Annotated in this window: 16 protein-coding genes; 8 read left to right on the top strand and 8 right to left on the bottom strand. The window is 29.0% G+C overall.

All coding sequences use genetic code 11. The annotated features are described in order from the left end of the window. Nucleotides 1-51: 51 nt before the first annotated feature. The 5 genes from AQ1685_RS06400 to AQ1685_RS06380 all read left to right on the top strand — a co-directional run bounded on the left by AQ1685_RS06400 (nucleotide 52) and on the right by AQ1685_RS06380 (nucleotide 5,018). The gene (locus tag AQ1685_RS06400) at nucleotides 52-1,023 is read left to right on the top strand and encodes a YjgN family protein (protein WP_095070469.1); all 972 of its coding nucleotides are present in this window, start codon (nucleotides 52-54) and stop codon (nucleotides 1,021-1,023) included. 322 nt (nucleotides 1,024-1,345) lie between these two features. Continuing rightward, nucleotides 1,346-2,032 (top strand): SDR family NAD(P)-dependent oxidoreductase, encoded by a 687-nt coding sequence (locus AQ1685_RS06395; protein ID WP_095070466.1) that lies wholly within the window; start codon nucleotides 1,346-1,348, stop codon nucleotides 2,030-2,032. Nucleotides 2,033-2,400: 368 nt separating this feature from the next. Continuing rightward, nucleotides 2,401-3,063: an ATP-binding cassette domain-containing protein gene (locus AQ1685_RS06390; protein ID WP_095070462.1), complete on the top strand. Its 663-nt coding sequence runs from the start codon at nucleotides 2,401-2,403 to the stop codon at nucleotides 3,061-3,063. A gap of 268 nt (nucleotides 3,064-3,331) precedes the next feature. Continuing rightward, a complete protein-coding gene (locus AQ1685_RS06385) occupies nucleotides 3,332-3,928 on the top strand; it encodes a SprT-like domain-containing protein (protein WP_095070460.1) in 597 nt (198 codons plus the stop codon). A gap of 13 nt (nucleotides 3,929-3,941) precedes the next feature. Next, entirely contained in the window at nucleotides 3,942-5,018 is a 1,077-nt protein-coding gene (locus AQ1685_RS06380; protein WP_095070459.1) for a mannose-1-phosphate guanylyltransferase, read from the top strand. Nucleotides 5,019-5,075: 57 nt separating this feature from the next. Here the strand turns inward: AQ1685_RS06380 and AQ1685_RS06375 are convergent, their stop codons facing one another. After that, nucleotides 5,076-5,552 carry a thioredoxin family protein gene (locus AQ1685_RS06375; protein WP_157730133.1) on the bottom strand — a complete coding sequence of 159 codons (477 nt, stop codon included), beginning with the start codon at nucleotides 5,550-5,552 and terminating at the stop codon, nucleotides 5,076-5,078. A gap of 51 nt (nucleotides 5,553-5,603) precedes the next feature. Continuing rightward, entirely contained in the window at nucleotides 5,604-6,626 is a 1,023-nt protein-coding gene (gene lpxK / locus AQ1685_RS06370) for a tetraacyldisaccharide 4'-kinase (protein ID WP_095070455.1), read from the bottom strand. Between the two features lie 53 nt (nucleotides 6,627-6,679). Here lpxK and AQ1685_RS06365 point away from each other — a divergent pair, with 53 nt between their 5' ends. Together AQ1685_RS06365 and AQ1685_RS06360 are read left to right on the top strand one after the other, a co-directional pair. Continuing rightward, nucleotides 6,680-7,774: a Nif3-like dinuclear metal center hexameric protein gene (locus tag AQ1685_RS06365; RefSeq protein ID WP_095070454.1), complete on the top strand. Its 1,095-nt coding sequence runs from the start codon at nucleotides 6,680-6,682 to the stop codon at nucleotides 7,772-7,774. A gap of 2 nt (nucleotides 7,775-7,776) precedes the next feature. After that, the gene (locus AQ1685_RS06360; protein WP_095070452.1) at nucleotides 7,777-8,547 is read left to right on the top strand and encodes a zinc ribbon domain-containing protein; all 771 of its coding nucleotides are present in this window, start codon (nucleotides 7,777-7,779) and stop codon (nucleotides 8,545-8,547) included. Between the two features lie 82 nt (nucleotides 8,548-8,629). Here the strand turns inward: AQ1685_RS06360 and AQ1685_RS06355 are convergent, their stop codons facing one another. The 6 genes from AQ1685_RS06355 to AQ1685_RS06330 form a co-directional block, all read right to left on the bottom strand. After that, on the bottom strand, nucleotides 8,630-8,821 hold the full coding sequence (locus AQ1685_RS06355; protein ID WP_095070450.1) for a bacteriocin: 192 nt from the start codon (nucleotides 8,819-8,821) through the stop codon (nucleotides 8,630-8,632). 496 nt (nucleotides 8,822-9,317) lie between these two features. Continuing rightward, nucleotides 9,318-11,171, bottom strand: coding sequence for a DUF349 domain-containing protein (locus AQ1685_RS06350; RefSeq protein ID WP_095070448.1), 1,854 nt, complete (start codon nucleotides 11,169-11,171; stop codon nucleotides 9,318-9,320). 107 nt (nucleotides 11,172-11,278) lie between these two features. Then, the gene (locus AQ1685_RS06345) at nucleotides 11,279-12,034 is read right to left on the bottom strand and encodes a shikimate dehydrogenase family protein (RefSeq protein ID WP_095070446.1); all 756 of its coding nucleotides are present in this window, start codon (nucleotides 12,032-12,034) and stop codon (nucleotides 11,279-11,281) included. Beyond that, nucleotides 12,015-13,022 (bottom strand): DUF368 domain-containing protein, encoded by a 1,008-nt coding sequence (locus tag AQ1685_RS06340; protein WP_095070444.1) that lies wholly within the window; start codon nucleotides 13,020-13,022, stop codon nucleotides 12,015-12,017. The genes AQ1685_RS06345 and AQ1685_RS06340 overlap by 20 nt, the downstream gene beginning before the upstream one ends. A 19-nt stretch (nucleotides 13,023-13,041) precedes the next feature. Beyond that, nucleotides 13,042-13,962, bottom strand: a complete 921-nt coding sequence (locus tag AQ1685_RS06335) for a DUF368 domain-containing protein (protein ID WP_095070442.1) — start codon at nucleotides 13,960-13,962, stop codon at nucleotides 13,042-13,044. Next, the gene (locus AQ1685_RS06330) at nucleotides 13,959-18,389 is read right to left on the bottom strand and encodes a translocation/assembly module TamB domain-containing protein (protein ID WP_095070440.1); all 4,431 of its coding nucleotides are present in this window, start codon (nucleotides 18,387-18,389) and stop codon (nucleotides 13,959-13,961) included. The genes AQ1685_RS06335 and AQ1685_RS06330 overlap by 4 nt, the downstream gene beginning before the upstream one ends. A 167-nt stretch (nucleotides 18,390-18,556) precedes the next feature. On the opposite strand from AQ1685_RS06330, the gene tsaD reads away from it, so the two are divergent. Continuing rightward, on the top strand, nucleotides 18,557-19,585 hold the full coding sequence (gene tsaD, locus AQ1685_RS06325) for a tRNA (adenosine(37)-N6)-threonylcarbamoyltransferase complex transferase subunit TsaD (protein WP_095075016.1): 1,029 nt from the start codon (nucleotides 18,557-18,559) through the stop codon (nucleotides 19,583-19,585). The last annotated feature ends 28 nt before the right edge of the window (nucleotides 19,586-19,613 follow it).

Here is a 19,613-nt window from a genome sequence, read left to right as displayed (position 1 = left end):
TGTATACTTTAAAATATTATTGCATTTTTACGTTGTATTATATAAGTTTCTATGGATTTTCTTAATCGTTTACAATCAGAAAAAAAGCGTTTTACATATTTTGGAAAAGGTGGTGAGTTTGCCGCTATTTTCTTTAAAAACCTATTCTTAACTCTTGTTAGTTTTGGTTTATATTATCCTTGGGCTAAAGTTGAGTTTTTAAAATATCATTATCAGTCAACAGAATTAGATAAGGCCAGATTCGCATTTCATGGAACGGGAAAGGAAGTTTTTAAAGGGTTTATTAAAGTATATGTTTTCTTACTTCTACTTTATGTTTTTTTGATCTACGGAGTTGTAAGTAATAACCCTACAACATTCGGTATTTCTATAGGAGTATTTTATCTTTTTATTATTTTATTGATTCCTTTTGCAATTCATGGAGCTATGCGTTACAGAACTTCTAGGAGTTCATGGAAAGGTATTTATTTTAAATACTTAGGGAATAGAATGGAGTTATTCTGGAAATTTTTAATCGGATTATTATTAACTATTTTAACTTTAGGTATTTATTCTCCTTGGTTTGCTGTAGATATACGTAAATATATTTTCAGCCACCTACGTTTGGGGAATTTATCTTTTGATTTTAAAGGTGAAGGAAGCACTTTATTTTGGATGAATCTTAAATTCTTTTTCTTGTTTTATCTTACTCTGGGAATTTATACATTTTGGTACTATAAAGAATTATTAGCTTATTATGCCAACAATACAGAAATTACACAAAATGGAAGAAAAGTAAAGTTTTCATTAGAAATGAAAGCTGGCGATGTCTTTGAATTAATTATAGTTAATTTTTTATTAATCATTTTTACTTTTGGAATTGCTACACCTTGGGTTATCATTAGAACATATAAAATTATATTTCGCTTTTTACAAATAGAAGAAGGTTTAGACACTAACGGAATTAAACAAGTACAATACGACAATTACGATAATGCTGCAGGTGACAATTTCTTAGATTTTTTAGATCTTGATTTAATATAAAATATCGTTTTCTATATCTTTTTTGATCAAACTTCTTCCTAATATGATGAAGTAAGGAATTAAGTAAATCAACTTGAATAGACAATTCTTTTTACACTTAAAGATGATCTACATGAATTTAAAAAAAGATATTATTTAGAAAAACCGACGTAATCAAAAAGTCAAAAGTGTGTACAAAAAACTTCCGTTCTTCTCCAATATTAGATAATCAGATTTAGCATTCACAGGAAATAGTAAACACGAAAAATAAAATCAGAAACAACTCTTTATTAAAAGAAAGTGAAATACTCTAAAACATCGCTTAGATTAAAACATAAAACACATGAGTAAACATATTGTTATTACAGGAACTAGTAGAGGAATTGGCTATGAATTAGCACTACAATTTGCAAATAACGGACACAAAGTTCTGGCGTTGTCTAGAAACACAAGTTCTTTAGCTAAAGTAAGTCATGAAAACATAACGACTATTGCTACGGATATTTCTAAGGAAGACGATATTTTGAATGCAGCTGATTTCGTGAAAAATCAATGGAATTCTACTGTAGATATTTTGGTGAATAATGCTGGTATGTTAATAAATAAACCTTTTCATGAATTAACAACTGATGATTTCTTAAAAGTATATCAAGTTAATGTGTTTGGAGTGGCTTCTCTTACTAAAAGCTTACTTCCATTTATGAAATCTGGAAGTCATGTGGTAACAATAAGTAGTATGGGAGGAATACAAGGTAGTATGAAATTCCCTGGTTTAGCAGCATATAGTTCTGCAAAAGGAGCTGTTATTACGTTATCAGAATTACTTGCTGAAGAATACAAAGAACAACAAGTAGCTTTTAACGTACTTGCTATAGGTGCAGTTCAAACTGAAATGTTGGAAGAAGCTTTTCCTGGTTATCAAGCTCCATTATCTCCAACTGAAATGGCTGACTATATTTATAACTTTTCACTAACTGGAAATAAATTTTATAATGGAAAGGTTCTTCAAGTTTCTAGCTCTACACCTTAAATAGAAACTAAAATCATATTTAACATATAATTATTACTGTAATCGCAGAGCTAAATATATTATTGTAATGAATTACAAATACAATTGTATGAATTATACTGCTTTTTTGAAATATTACATTGATATTAATTTTCTAAATCTTGTATTTTCTCTAGTAATAGGTTTATTTTCAAATGCATTATGGGGTGTCCTTAACTTTGCGTCATTTGGTATATTCGTTGGCTATTGGGGTTTTCATCTTTTTAAAGAGAACGAATATTATATATATCATAATTTGGGATTTACTAAGAAAAACTTAGTTTTCAATGTATTTCTTATCAATAGTATTGTCTCATTATTAGTTTCTATTTTACTTTTTCTTTTTTAATATGAAACTAAAAGCTTCCAACATAAACATTTATTTTCGTGACAAACAAATATTAAACAACGTTGCTATTGAATGTAATACAGGAGATATTATTGGTGTTTTTGGAAGAAATGGTTCAGGTAAATCAACACTTTTAAAAGCTTTGTTTGGCACACTTCAAGTTAGTCGTATTTCCATTAAAATTAATAATGAAATCATTACACAAAAAGACATCATAAAACGTCGACTGATTGGATATTTACCTCAAAACACATTTTTACCCAAAGAGAAAAAAGTAAGAACTATAATTCCTTTATTTTTTTCGAAACCAGAAGATCAAGAAAAGGTTTTTTATGATCAGAAAATTGCAAGTTTTGAAAATCAAAAGATTGGTACATTGTCCATTGGAGAACTACGTTACTTAGAAATAGTATTAATTGGTCAGTTAAATCATCCGTTTTTATTGTTAGATGAACCTTTTTCGATGGTAGAACCTAACTACATAAAAATCATATCTGATTTACTCATGAAGCTGAAAGAAAAGAAGGGAATTATTATCACAGACCATTATTATAATGATGTTTTAAAAATCACTAATATAAATTACATTATTAAAAATGGAGAAAAGCACTTGGTAAAAAATCAATCTGACTTGGTGAAATATAATTACCTATCAAAAAAATAATTTATAGCTTATTTTTACTCAAAAATCACCATAACAACTTTAATAAGAAATGAATTCTAAGAAGTATTTTATCTTATTTTCAAGTGTATATATTTTCTTAAAATAATAATTCATTTTCTTTAAAATGAAAGTAGTAAAAATTTCAATGATTTTTTTCATTTTAATAGTCTAAAACTAGTATAAAGTTAATTTTTATTATAGTTTTAGAATTTTATAATTCACGCTAAAGTGAACTTATAACTTTTTCTTATCTAAGAACTTAATACAATTGAGAGCAACACTTATCCCATACATACCAGAAAATTCTTTTCCTTTAGTAGAATATTTAATTAAGAAGTATGCGATTAATCTTAAAATTGTAAACGAACGACAAACTAAGCATGGTGATTTTAGAACATTTGCTAATGGTAAAACTCAGATTACTGTAAATAATAATTTAAATAAATATCAATTTTTACTTACGCTTGTTCACGAAATTGCTCATCATGTAACCTATAAAAAATTTGGTAGAGTGCAACCTCATGGTAAAGAATGGAAAACTGTTTTTCAGCATTTAATGCTTCCTTTTTTACGTCCTGATATTTATCCAAATCACATACTCCCATTACTTGCAAACCATTTTAAAAACCCCAAAGCAAGCACTGATTCTGATCCAAAACTAGCTTTAGCTTTAAAAGGAAATACCGCTAAAACTGGAAAGAACTTTGTTTTTGAAATCCCTGAAGGAGCTTTTTTTCAATACAAGAAAAACACCTATAAAATGGGAAAAAGGCGTAGAACTCGATATGAATGCTTAAATTTAAAAAACAAACAAGTATATCTCTTTAATCAAAATATAGAAGTTTCAATTGTTGAATTGACATAAAAACACACCCACTATGACTAAAAATTATTACGCTATTATAATGGCCGGAGGAGTTGGCTCAAGGTTCTGGCCTGTAAGTACACAAAAATTCCCTAAACAATTTCATGACATGTTGGGAACTGGTCAATCTTTAATTCAAAGAACTTTTGAACGTATTAATGAACTTGTACCTACCAGTAATATTTTAATTGCAACAAACACTAATTATGAAAAATTAGTGCTACAACAATTACCTCAACTTGGTAACAGACAACTCTTATTAGAACCTGTAATGCGTAATACAGCACCTTGTATATTGTATGCTGCTTTAAAAATTTATAATCAAAATCCTGACGCAGTAATGTTAGTTGCTCCTTCTGATCATTGGATAAAAGATGAAGGTGAGTTTTTACGAAACATTAAAACTTCTTTTGAAGCATGTTCTAAAGAAGACATTTTGATGACTTTAGGAATTCAGCCAGATCATCCTAATACAGGTTATGGTTATATTCGTTACGAAAGAAACTCTACAGAGATAAAAAAAGTAACTCGATTTACAGAAAAACCTGATTTAGAAACCGCTCAACAATTTTTAGAAAGTGGAGATTACTTATGGAATGCAGGGATTTTCATTTGGTCTGCTAAAAGTATTATAGAAGCATTTAAAACATACTTACCTGAAATGGTTGATGTTCTTGATGATAACAACAAGGCTTATAACACAGATTTTGAAGATGATTTTATTCAAAACAATTATGGAAAATGTGAAAATATTTCGATAGATTTTGCTGTTATGGAAAGAGCCAATAATGTTCATGTGCTTCCTGTTGATTTTGGCTGGAATGATCTAGGAACTTGGGGATCTTTATATGGAAAACTGAAAAAAGACGAACAAGAAAATGCAGTTGTAGGGGCCAACGTTATTTTTAGAGATGCTAAAGGAAACATGATTCGTACACAAAACGGAAAACGAGTTGTTGTTCAAGGATTACAAGACTTTATTGTTGTTGAGAAAAAAGATGTTATTATGATTTGTCCAAGAAAAGATGATCAAGATATCAAAAAAATCATGGCAGAAGCAAGAGAATCTTTTGGTAAAAAATATGTTTAATTAAAAAACTAAACAACAGTATAAAATGTCATTTTGATTCTTATTCAAGATGACATTTTATTTGTATTGACTGACTATTTTTTCAAAGAAGGGAAAATAGTATTCTGGTAAATAAGCCCCATTTTTTCTTCCTAACACTTCACCTTTAGCATCAACCAATATTATAGTAGGAAAAGAACTTTGATCATACCTGTGAATTAGTTCTTTGTTTATTTTTCTATTTTCTTTGCTTACTAAATCTCTGTTTCTAGGAAAATCTGCTGTATATAAAGCTAGATTTTCAGTAGCAAACTCTTCAAATTTTTCTGTATGAAATAAATTTTTGTCTAAATTAATACATGGTCCACACCAATCTGAACCTGTGAAATAAATTAAAATAGGCTTATTTTCTGTAGTTGCTTTTTCAATTGCGGCTTTCATTGTAGGCGACCAAATACTTTTTTCAGCATCGGTTTTTACTTCATTTTCCTGTTGAGCATGTAAACCTAATGTTACTGAAAAAACTAATAATAAAGTGTAAATTATTCTTCCCATTGAATTCATTTTATATATGCTCGGGAGCAAAAACAATGCCAATATACAAATTTAACCTTTTATAAAATCTACAATATCAGATGTAAAAAGCTTTTCTTCAGCTAAAAACCTAGTTTCAATAGAAATGTATACTAAGTTGGAGATTTTATCTTGTAATCTCATATAATCTTTTTCTGTAGTTAAGATTAATTTCTTTTCAGAAACAATTGAATTTAAAGTTTTTTCTATTTTAGAAATATCTGAGTCTGTAAAATTATGATGATCAGGATAGTTGATATGAGTAAACCTTAGTTCGTTCTTTTTTAAATATGCCAATAATGGATCTGGATTTGCAATTCCTGTAACTAATACCAAATCTTTATCTTGTAATTCTTCAAGAGTTATATTTTCTGATCCTTTTAATTGTTTGTTGTAACCTATTGTGGAAAAATATACTTTTTGATTATCACCTACCTTTAATTTCTTTCGAATAGTCGTCATTTCAGCTTCAGAAAGATGTTCAGGACATTTGGTTACGATAATACTATTTGCTCTTTTACTTCCTCTTCTACTCTCTCTTAAATTTCCTGTTGGTAGTATAAAATCATCACAATACAACTCATTAAATTTTGTGAGCAATATATAATAACCTGCTTTTACTTTTCTGTGTTGAAAAGCATCATCTAGTAAAATCACTTCCGGATTAACTGTAGATATCAGTTGTTGTATGCCATTAGTTCTGTCAGCATCCACCGCAACAGTCACATCTTCTTTAAACTTTGAAAAAAATTGTAAAGGCTCATCTCCCACATCTTCTGCATTATGACGATCATTTAATACAATAAACCCTTTAGTTCTTCTCTTATAGCCTCTACTTAAAACCGCAACTTTATAATCATCTTTCAACAAACGAATTAAATATTCTATTTGCGGAGATTTTCCAGTTCCTCCTGTGCTTAAATTTCCAACAGCGATAACTGGTAAATCAAATTCTGTAGATTTAAATATTCCTTTATCATAAAATAAATTACGGAGAGTAGTTATAAAATCATAAATAATTGCAAAAGGAAATAATAGATATCTAATGGCTTTCATTAGAGCGAAAATACATTAAAAATATTAACTTTACCCTTAGGAAAACAGATACTATGATCGTAAGAGATATTACAAATTATATAGAAGAATTAGCTCCTTTAGCTTATGCTGAGGACTTTGATAACGTAGGATTATTAGTTGGAAACTACAATACTAAAGTAACTGGTGTATTGGTAACTTTAGATACTTTAGAAAAAACCGTAGATGAAGCCATTGCAAAGAATTGTAATTTAATTGTAAGCTTTCATCCTATTATTTTTGGTGGTTTAAAGAAATTGAATGGGAATAATTATGTAGAACGTGTGGTTTTAAAAGCCATTAAAAATGATATTGCTATTTATGCTACTCATACCGCTTTAGATAATTCTAACAATGGTGTTTCTGCAAAAATGTGCGAAGTTTTAGGTTTAGAAAACACTAAAGTTCTAATTCCTAAAAAGAAACAAATAAAAAAGCTAACAACTTATGTGCCTAACAACAATGCTGATGAATTAAGAAATGCTTTATTTGAAGTTGGTGCTGGGAACATTGGAAATTATGATCAATGCTCTTTTAATATTGAAGGAAAAGGTAGTTACAGAGGAAACGAAAACTCAAATCCTACAATTGGACAAAAAGGAACATTGCATTTTGAAGAAGAAACTTGTATAAGTGTTACCTATGAAAATCATGTAGAAGGAAAAATTTTAAATGCATTACATAAGAATCATCCATATGAAGAAGTAGCTTATGAAATTATCACTTTAGATAATAAAAATCAATTAGTAGGAATGGGAATGATTGGCGAGTTTAGTTCTCCTATGCAAGAAAATGAATTTTTAAAATTTGTAAAATCTACTTTCAAAACTGGTTGTGTTAGACACTCAGAACTCTTAAATAAACCTATACAAAAAGTAGCCGTTTTAGGAGGTTCTGGTAGTTTTGCAATTTCTAATGCCATACGAGAAAAAGCAGATGCATACATTAGTGCAGATTTCAAATATCATGAATTCTATAAGGCTGAACATAAGATTTTACTTACAGATATTGGACATTATGAAAGTGAACAGTATACAAAAAACCTTTTAGTTGATTATCTTACGAAAAAATTTACTAATTTTGCAATTATTTTAAGCGAAGAAAATACGAATCCAATACATTATATTTAAAGATGGCAAAAAAAGAAGTAACGGTAGAACAAAAGCTAAGAGCGTTATACGACTTACAGTTAATCGATTCTAGAATTGATGAAATTAGAAATGTTCGCGGAGAATTACCTTTAGAAGTAGAAGATTTAGAAGATGATGTTGCCGGATTAAATACCAGACTTTCTAACTTAGCACAAGATATTTCTAACTTAGATACTGACATTAGTAACAAAAAGTTAGTTATTGAAGAGGCTAAATCTCTAATTAAGAAATATCAAGAACAACAAAAAAATGTTCGTAACAATAGAGAGTTTGATTCTTTAAGCAAAGAAACTGAATATCAAGAGTTAGAAATTCAATTAGCTGAAAAAAGAATTAAAGAGTTTAAGGCTAAAATTTCTCAGAAGAAACAAGTAGTTGAAAACACCAAAGAAAAATTAGCTCAACAAGAAGGACACTTAAATGCTAAGAAATCTGAGTTAGACGCTATTTTAAAAGAAACTGAAAAAGAAGAAAAATTATTACAGGAAAAGTCTGTAGAATTTTCAGAATCTATAGACAGACATTTATTAACAGCTTACAAAAGAATTCGTAATAAAGTTAAAAATGGATTAGCTGTAGTTTCTATTGAGCGTGGAGCTGCTGGTGGGTCTTTCTTTACTATTCCTCCACAAGTACAATTAGAAATAGCTAATAGAAAAAAGATTACAATAGATGAGCACAGTGGTAGAATCTTAGTTGACGCTGCTTTAGCTGCTGAAGAGAAAGAAAAAATTGATAATTTATTCTCTTAATATCTAGAAACATATATTAAAAACCTCGAAGTCTATTCGAGGTTTTTCTTTTAATGATAAATCAAGGAGCTAATACACTACTTTAACTTGAACACAAATCCCAACAGTCTAAAGAACACTCAATATCTTCCAATATATCACCTGAACCTCCCGCAATGCAAGCCGCATCACATGTCCAAAAACATGCATTATCACCATTACCTCCGTTAATTTGCTTTAAACTTTTCTTGTTTAATACTTTTACCCCATCTAAATTTAAAATTGTTTTCTTCATAAAAATTGAATTTATATTATCATTTTACTTTACATTAATGCTAAATAAAAATAGAATTACTACAAACCAATAGTCATTCGTACCTTAAGCATGTGATATAAAAATGTAAAATAAGTACTGATTAAAAATTATATAAACTTAATCCCAGTAATAATTGGGACCAATTTGTACTTATTTGGGATAAAAATTAATAATATTCGTAAATGAGGAAGTAGTATGAGAATCTATTATAATATAGGTCAAAGTGGGACCTCTACTCTTAAGAATCACAAAACTTTATTGCCGAAGCATTAACGGAACGTAAAGAGTTTCCTATATATACTGATTAAGAAAGAAACTGTCTAAAAGATTATTTTTTCGTCAAACTGAACTTGATTCAGTTTCTCATCATAACTGATAATCAGAAAAATGGGATTCCAAAATAAATTTAGAATCCCATTTTCAACTACTTTTCAAGCAGCCTGTTTTTATTATATTTATTCAATGTTAGAACTTACTAATAATCTAACTTTTTTAAATAATCTAACTTCATTTGCCAGATATCTAATTCGTCTTTAAATCCTTGAATTCCTTTTCTTACATTTTGGACTAAAGGATTGTCTTCAGTTGCATTAGAAATAAAACTTAAATTATTCTCTAATTGTTGCATTTCTCTCACAGTTTCAGTAATCTTCTTACGAATAAAGAATTGCTCACTATCTAATTTTCTATAATCTTCTTGAGCTAAATATCCATCAACAACATTTTTGAACTTCATTAGTTCAATTTCTTCTCTACCTAAATTTAATTTAGCTAAGCTTTCGTCAACTGCTTTGTTAAATTTTCCATCTAAATGTCGAGCATTTCTAGGTAAAGGGCCTAAAGCTCTCCATTTTTGGATGTATTCTTGAACTTGTTCAATAGTTAATCCTTCTAAAGCTTTAAAATCATCTAAGAATTTCTTCTTTTCTGAAACTATTGCTTCTTGCTCTTGACTTACACCATCTCTATGCGCATTTAAACGATCAAAATATGCATTACAAGCAGCTTTAAAACGATTCCAAATTTCGTCAGAATACTTTCGAGGAACATGACCAATCTTTTTCCAATCTGCTTGAATACGCTTCATTGTATTGGTTGTAGTTTCCCAATCGTCACTATCTTTTAAACTTTCAGCTAGCTCTACCAACTCCATTTTCTTCTTTAAGTTATCTGTTTGAGAAGATTTTTCTTGCTTGTAGAATTTATTTTTTGCTGTATTGAAACGTTTTGTAGCTTCTTTTAACTTTTGCCAAACTACTTCGCTTTTATTGTATGGTAACTTACCTGCATCGAAATATTCCTTACGTAAAGCTTCTACTTCACGGATACTTTTCTGCCAGTCTTTATGTGTTTGATTTTGTGTGAAATCATAGTTATTGATTTTATCTACAATAACTAACTTGGCATCTATAATTTCTTGATGTTTAGAGCGTAAATCTTTATAGTAGTCATGACGCTTATCATGTAATTTTTTAGTTACATCACTAAAACGATTCCAAACGTCTTCTCTAAATTCTCTGTTTACAGGTCCTACATCTTCTTTCCAAATACGATGTAATTCTTGTAACTCTTTAAAGGCAACATTTACATCTTCTACTTCCAGCAAAGCTTCTGCTCTAGCGATTAACTTTTGCTTTTCTTCTAAGTTATGCTTAAAATCTAGTTCTCTAAAATCTTTGTTTAAGTGTAATAAATCATAGAAACGCTCTACATGATGATGGTAAATTTTCCATGTATCGTTGTAACGATCTCTTGGAACTGCTCCTATATTTTTCCAACGCTCCTGAATTTTTTGAAATTCATTATACATTGTCTTTGGATTTGCATTTTCTATTAAAGATTTTAATTCATCTATAATAGTATTACGTTTTTCTAAATTACCTTTAAGCTGATCTTCAACTTGTTTGTAGTATGCGTCTCTTTTTACTTTGTATTCTCTTAAGAGACCGTTGTATTCAACTTTTACTGGACTAGAAAACTGAAAATCTATCGAATTCCCTCCTTCTGCTAAGAATTGTTCTTTCTTTTCTGATAAAAGTTTACCAAATTTTACATTAAATGCATTCTTAATTTCATCTGCATTATTTTTAATTAGGTGAACTGGATGATTTTTCAATAGTTTTTTCAACTCTACTACAAGTTGATCTAATTCCATTGCATTGTAATCTAGCATAGGAATTTCTTCCTTCTTCTCTTCCTTTTCGGAATTTTCTGCTACAATATTTTCAACTTCATTAACTGCAGACTGAGTAGCCTCAGAAACTGTTTCGTTATTAGTTAATGCATCAGCTGAATTGTCATCAGTACTTTTATCTTTGTTTTCTAACATATTAAAAATGTTTATAGTTCCATTTGATTTCGAACATAAAGATAAGGAATATTGAATATATCTTGATTCTAAATAAGGCAATCCTTTTATTTAGACATAAAAAAATATTAGTTCCAGATATCCCAAGCCTTTTCAGCTTGTAACTCTAGCATTTGTAATCCGTTTTTAATTGTAGCTCCGTTATCTTTTCCAGATTTTAAAAATGCTGTTTCAGCAGGATTATAAATTAAATCATAAAGTATATGATCTTTTGCTATAAATTCATAAGGAATGTTAGGCTTTTCTGAAATGTTTGGTGAAGTTCCTAAAGGAGTACAATTGACAATTATTAAATGATCTTCAATTATTGACTGATTTAAATCATCATAAGTAAGCATCGTTTCATCTTTTGCCTTTCTAGTAACATAGGTATATTCTATATCTAATTTTTTTAATGCATAAGCAACTGCTTTTGATGCTCCTCCAGTACCCAGAATTAAAGCTTTTTTGTGCTTCTTTTTTAACAACGGTTTTAATGAATTTTTAAAACCATAATAATCAGTATTATATCCTTTTAATTTTCCTTTCTTAGTAATTTTAACGGTATTTACGGCTCCTATCTTTTTAGCTTTTTTATCAACCTTATCTAAAAAAGGAAGTATTTCTTCTTTATAAGGTATGGTAACATTCATTCCTTTTAAACTAGAATCGTGTTCTTTTAAAACATCATCTAACTCATTGATAACAGTAAGGTCAAAATTTACATACTCATGATCTTGTAAATTTAATTTCTGAAATTTTTCTGCAAAATATCCTCTGGAAAACGAATAGGAAATGTTTTTTCCTACTAATCCGAATAATTTTTTATTTCTTTTTTCTGCCATAAAAATCAATAATTAAAATAAGTAGTACTCCAGCTGCAATAAAACCTATAGTAATCCATGTATCTAACTCTCCTATATTTGGTATGAATCTCTCATAATTTTCTACTATTTCATTCCCTTTACTATCTAATAAGAGTTTACCATCTTCTTGTTTATAAATAGTTTTTTTCCAAGGCCAAACAATACCTAAGGAACCGCTTATAAACCCAATAATAACAGCTGTTACAATATTTTTATAATGTTTTAATACATATCCTAAAAGATGGGAAATTGAAACTAAGCCAAAGGCCGAACCCAAAGTAAATACAGATATAATTTTCAAATATCTTACTTTTACTGCGTCTTTAAATGCTGAAAAATCTCCAGATAAAGCACTGGCAATTACTCCTCCAAAAACATTTACGCTATCGACTAAAAGCAACACATAATTTCCCAATAAAATAAGAATAAATGAACCTGATAAACCTGGGAGAGTCATTCCGGAAACACCTATAATTCCACACACGAAAACGAACCATAAATTATCATTCTCCTTTGCAGGAGTCATAAAACTTATGGCTAATCCAATGCTAGCTCCAATAATTAAGGAAAGTATACTTTTATAATTCCAATTGCCAAAATCTTTAGAAATGTAGTAGATAGAACCTATAATCATTCCGAAAAACCATGCCCAAACGTAAAGTTCATAATTCTTAAGAAAATAATCGAGTATTAGAGAAACACTAAAATAACTACACATGCTTCCCAACATAACCCAAACTAAAAACTGAAAGTTTGTATACTTTGAAAAACTTCTAAATTTGCCTCTGATTAATAGTTTAAAAGCTGTTTTATTTACTCTTTGAAAAGTATAAATCAATTCTTCATAGAAGCCCATAACAAAAGCTACCATTCCTCCAGATACTCCAGGAACTTTATTGGCTCCTCCCATGGTTAAACCTTTTAAAAAAAGATTTAATTTTTCAAGAAATGTTCGCTCTTTATACATACCTCTAAGGTATCAATAATTACTCTTTAACTGCTAATTTTTCTAAAAGAATAATTAAGCTAAAACCAATGATTGATAAAATTACTGCATAAGTTAATTGCGGATCACCATCAAAAGAAAAAGGGGATACTGATAATTCGTTAAAAGCTTCTTTTTCTCCATGAGAATTAGTTCTGTAGGTTAAAACCTTTTTCCAAGGCCAGATCTTGTTTAATGAACCGATAATAAAACCTGTTAATGCTGCTAACGTATAGTTTTTATAATTTGCAAATAACCATTTTAATACTCTTGAAAATGATAACAATCCAACTATAGATCCTAATGCAACAAAAGCAATAGTTACAAAATCTCTAGAACTTACCGCATTTAATATTGGCTTGTAAGCTCCTAACAGGACCAAAATAAAAGACCCTGAAATTCCAGGTAAAATCATAGCGCAAATTGCTATCGCACCAGAAAGAAATAAAAATATATTTGATGAGCTTTCAGAAACTAATGGAGGTAAAGTTGTTATTATATAAGCTGTTACAGCAGCTGAAACTATTAAAATGAATGATAATATATTCCATTGTTTGATTTGTCTTCCAACATAAATAACACTTGCTAAAACTAAGCCAAAGAAAAAAGACCATACTAAAATTGGTTTGGTTTCTAATAACCAAGAAATGATTTTAGCTAGTGACAAAACACTTATAAGAATACCTGAAAATAGTGCTAGTAAAAAATTCCCATTTAGTTGCTGCCAAGCTGTTTTCAACCCTTCTTTTTTTAGGGTTTTAAACAAACTTAAATTTATATTACTTATAGATTGTAGTAATTCTTCGTAAATTCCTGAAATAAATGCTATTGTTCCTCCTGATACTCCTGGCACAACGTCTGCTGCCCCCATTGCCATTCCTTTTAAAGCTAAAACTATATAGTTTTTAGTTGTTCGGCTCATTCTTTTATTTTTGTAGTGTCTTGTTTTTTTTTGAATTTTATCAAACTTCTCTTTACAATAATACTATCTTTTTTTACTTCTTTTTTCTTTTTTTGCTTCTTTTTCTTTAGCCCTAGCTTCTCACCTAATTCTCCTAAAGTATTGAAATTTACTTGATAAGACAAACCTAAACCTTGGGTATATCCTTCATTATCAATATCAAATTGAATATCATTAGGTTTATTAAAGAATGTTCCTCTTAAAGTACCTTCTTCATTTAACAATACTTCTACCTTTACATCTACTACGCTTGTTTGTGTATTTGTTCCAATAGGAACACCTAAAGCTCCATTTACTAAAACACGATCTGAAATTTGAGTTGAAAAGGATAAATCGACCTGATCGTCTATATTATTTTGAAGTTGTTCAACATTTGTTCTATCTCCTTGTGTGTACGCAACTCCTATTTTAAATTTACTATCTTCTTTATTTATTACACTTGATAAAATATTTGAAGCCACTTGAGCTGCAGTACCTGTTAATCCGTTTGAGGCACTATTTCCTATATTTTCTTCATTATAAAACGTACCAAAAGCCATTAAAAAAGTAAAATGCTGCATTTTGGTATTGATATCATTTTCGTTTAATTTAAATTCAAGTTCTGAAGCTACTGTAGAATTTGCGTTAGGAATTCTTATATCAAATTCTTGTTTAGAGTCAAATAATCCTCCTGTGATATGTGTGTAAAGATCGATAGGTATTTTTCTTGTCGAATTTATATTATCTAATAATTGAGCAGGATTGGCCTTGGTTTGATAAATCGCTGTTAAATCGAGCTGTGCTTTTAAAGGATCTCCAGTCCACGAAATTGTACCTCCACGTTGTACTTGAAAAGGTTTACTAATAATTCCTCCGTATTTAAAATTATAAACTCCATTATCAATCGTAATAGCACCATCCATAATAAATTTACCACGTGTATCAATTTCTATATGCAAATTTCCATTTCCACTACCTTTTAAATCACTTCCAGAAACTTTATCAATTACAACTTGGGCAATAGCATCTTTAGTAACATCTAAATCAAATTTAAGATTCACTCCTTTGATTTTTTCAATACTTATTTCTTCTTGATTTACTTCTTCATTTGTTTTAAAACGAATTAATTTGTAGTTATCAATTGTAGTAACATCATTTAAAGGAATAACAAATAAAGTTCCTTTTTCTGTTCTTCCATTAACATTTATACTTAAATTACTTGTTAAACCTCGTATTCTAGCATTTCCTCTAATAAACCCTTTTCCGTAGTATGGAATATCTTCAGCTTCTTTTGTATCTAAGACTAATAAATTAGGCGTATCTAGATCAAGTTTTAAATACCATTGTTCGAAATTACTGTGTGTAATTGTTCCGTTTAAATACCCTTTAGTATCATACTTGGTATCTTTTATTATGATATTACCAATATAGAATGTTTGATTTTCTAGTTTAATTTTAGTGTTTTCAATAAGGTCAAAGTCAATATTTAAATATGGAAACGTTAAACCAGCATCATCAAGTTGTAATTCTCCTTTAAAATCAGGATTATAAGCTAATCCTTTAGCTGTAAAATCTCCAGATAAACGTCCTCTTATATTCGAAATTACTTCACCACCAAAATCAGTAAAACCATTTAATTCATATTCTTTAAAGTTAACTTTAAAATCAATTTGAGGCTTTTTGGTATTTGTAAAATCTATACCACCTTTTACTTTTACGTTATCAAAATTATAATCACGTAAAGAGATATCAACATTATACTTATTTAATGAGTTTTCTCCTTCAATTTTTGCCTTCAGAGTACCTTGTGAAAAATCATTCACTAAAACATCATTGATAACAATATCTGCTTTAGGTTCTATTTTTCCTCCTTTTTCTTTAAGTGCAACATTACCATTTAATGCTCCTCCTAAAGTTAACCCTTCCATTTCTGGAAGAAAACTTAATAATTCTACCTGTTTAAAACTGGCTTTAATATCTTTTTCGTGCTCTCCTATTAAAGTTCCTTCTAAATCTATTTTTTGTTCTCCTGATATTAGTTGTAATGGACTGAGTTTATAAACATTTTGTTTTAAGTTAAAAGCTAACTTATTGTTTTTATCTGCTTTTGGGTTAATTATCCAATCAAAATTATTGTGATTGAATGTCGATTTTTGTAAACCGACAACAGATTCATGAGCTGGATTTATAGTATAGAAGAAATTCAAGTCATAACTCTCTTTCTCTTTTTTTCCTCCCTTAAATGTAGACTTAAAAAATAATGTATCGTTTGCTGTTCTATTTACTAAATTAAGTTTGCTAATATCATAATATTTATTAGCTATTTTCTGTGCAGTTAAATGTGTGTTGTATAGTTTGTTTTTATTATCTACTCTTAATACTACATCTTTAACGTCGTTCTCGTAGGCTTTTATATTCGGTGAAGAAAATGTGAGTTTAACCGCATTTTTATCTGAATTAATTCTTCCTTTTATTCTAGTATTTTTTCCAATAGATATATCGGGTAAAAATACACCTACAATTTGATTATAAATTGTAAAATCAAAATTTAAGAACTGATGTTTATCAATTGGTATAGCTTCATAGTTAGTGTAAACACTACCTAAAGCATTTTGAAATACTGGTAATATATCATTAAAGTAGAATTTCCCTTCTAACTTTCCTTTTACAATATCAGACGAATTCACTTCAATAGTTTTAATGCTATCTTTTACTGATGATTTAATATTGAAGTTTTTAAATGAAAAAGTTTTCTTTTCATTTTTGTAAATAAGATTTTCAAAAGTTGCTTTTCCGATAATATCATCAAAAGTATTTCCGACAAGATCTAATTGAATTTTTCCTTTTAACTCAGAGATACTATCACGATCAAAAAAATTGGTTTTCTTTAAATCTAGTTTATCAATATCTGCAATAAAATCGAACTTATGAGTTTCAGAAGAAAAATCAGCTAGTCCTTTAAAATCCAGTTTAAAATTTTCGTCACTTGATTGTAGATATCCGTCAAACTTTCTATTTTGAAACTGACCATTTACATTAAGATCTTGATATGTATATCCTCTAAAATCTAATCGAGTAACTTTTCCTATAATAGATGAATTGATATTATCTACGTTGAATCCACTTCCTTGTACATCGGCTTTAAGTGAAACTTTTTTTAAATCTTTACTTTCTGCAAATTTTCCAATATCAAAATCAACAAATTCAATAACTCCATCGTAAGTTGCTTCGTCTATCGCATCTATATTTGTAAATAATAAATCTGAAACTGTACTTCCTAACTCAGAATCTAAACTTAGTGTAGCATCCATTTGATCTGGAGTTAAACTTAATAAACCTGATAAAGAGAAGTTACCTATTCTTTTGAAATTACTTGGTAATGTTTTCCCTAATACATTTGGTAAAATACTCTTTAACTGATTATAATTTGAAGACACTTTTACTATATCTGCATCAAATAAAAAACCTCTATCTGTATTAAATGCATTGACAAAATCCATATCTCCACGGATGATCATTCCGTTCTTTGAGTACATATTAATATTTCTTGCGCTAAAGTTATTCAACGTTCCAGCTACATAACCAGTAAAAATTAATTTATCATTCCCTCTAAGTTCTCCATAGAATTTGTTTGCATCTTTAACAGCAAGTGTACTTTTCTTAAAGTTTGCTTTAATTTTTACTTTGTCTGTAAAACTGGCTAAATCTTTTCGTTTGTAATCGAAAATAATGTCTGCTTTTAAAAATGTTCCATTATTAGTCTTAATGGTCGTATTTTTAAAATCCATTTCAGTTTTACTGTAAAAAAAATCGGTTGTTAAATTTGTAATATGTAAACCTCTATCATCAGTTAAATATAACCCTCTTATATTGGCATATACATCTGGACCTATGAGTTTAAAATCTTGAATACTTCCACCTGCATTATATGCTGCATATTGTAAAGGACTCCTCCTATTATCATCTGAGATTTTATAATTTAAATCTTCTAAGTAAATGTTTTTTGCATTTAAAGTAAAAGGAGTATCACTTTTTTTATCATCACTTCCATCTTCAAAGCTTTTTATAAAAACTGCTAAATTATCTTCTTTTTCATCTTTATAAATCTTCATATAAAAGTGAACTCCAGATAAACTAACATCTCCTAAATTTACTTTATTGTCTACAACTTTTTTGGCATTTTGAAGTGAAGTTTTAAGGTTTTTTACGAAAATTAGGGTATCGTTATGGTGGTCTCTAATTTCAACATCTTTCAACTGAACATTACCTAAAAAAGATAAATCAATTTTTTTAATGATAATATTTGTATTGAAATCTTCGTTTATACGTTTTGTAGCGATTTTAGCTAATTTACTTTGAACAGCTGGAATAGATAATACTATTACTAAAAGTAATAAAAGAGCTGCCAATACTGCTAAAACTCTAAACGTTATTTTTCTTATTCTTCTAATGATACCGAACTCCTAATTTTTCAGAAAGAAACTACAAAAATTTTGCCTTATTGCAAAGAAACGCCAATTTTAACGAATATCTAACGTATTATGAATATTTTTGCATTGATAAAATTCAAACAGTTTTGAGCGAAAAATCTATTTATATTTTAGGTATAGAAAGTTCTTGTGACGATACTAGTGCTGCTGTAATTCACAATGGTAAAGTTTTGAGTAATGTTGTAGCAAACCAAGAAGTTCATGCTAAGTATGGTGGTGTAGTTCCTGAATTAGCTTCGAGAGCTCACCAACAACATATTGTTCCCGTGGTTCAACAGGCGATAGCACAAGCTGGAATTACAAAATCTGATTTAAGAGGAATTGCTTTTACAAGAGGTCCTGGTTTAATGGGTTCACTTCTTGTGGGAACATCTTTTGCCAAATCTTTAGCTCTTGGTTTAAATATTCCTTTATTGGATGTAAACCATATGCAAGGTCATGTTTTAGCACATTTTATAGAAGAAGAAGGCAGTAAAATTCCTCCTTTCCCTTTTATTTGTTTAACCATTAGTGGTGGACATACACAGATTGTGAAAATTTCGAATCATTTTGAAATGGAAGTTCTTGGAGAAACCATAGATGACGCTGTTGGAGAAGCTTTTGATAAATCTGCAAAAATTTTAGGTTTACCTTATCCAGGCGGACCTTTAATTGACAAATACGCCAAAGAAGGAAATCCTAAAGCATTTGCTTTTACACAACCAAAAGTTGGTGATTTAGAGTTTAGTTTTAGTGGTTTAAAAACTCAGATTTTATATTTTGTTCAGAAAAATGTAAAAGAGAATCCGAATTTTATAGAAGAAAACTTAGTTGATATTTGTGCCTCTATACAACATACAATTGTAGAAATATTAATGAAGAAATTAAAAAACACTGTAAAACAAACAGGCATAAAACATATTGCTATTGCTGGTGGTGTTTCTGCAAATTCTGAAATTAGAAAACGACTACAATTAGCAGAGAAACATTGGGGATGGACAACTTACATTCCAAAGTTTCAATATACAACTGATAATGCTGCTATGATTGCTATAGTTGGTTATTTAAAATATTTAAACAATGATTTTGCAGATTTTTCTGTTTCTGCAAAAGCTCGTTTAAAAGTAACAGAATAAAAAAACTACTTTACATTCTCTGTAAAGT

It is taken from the genome of Tenacibaculum jejuense, from assembly GCF_900198195.1.
Taxonomy (GTDB): Bacteria; Bacteroidota; Bacteroidia; order Flavobacteriales; family Flavobacteriaceae; genus Polaribacter; species Polaribacter jejuensis.
The sequence above is the reverse complement of the archived record's forward strand: the minus strand, read 5'-3'. Positions and strand labels throughout refer to the sequence as shown.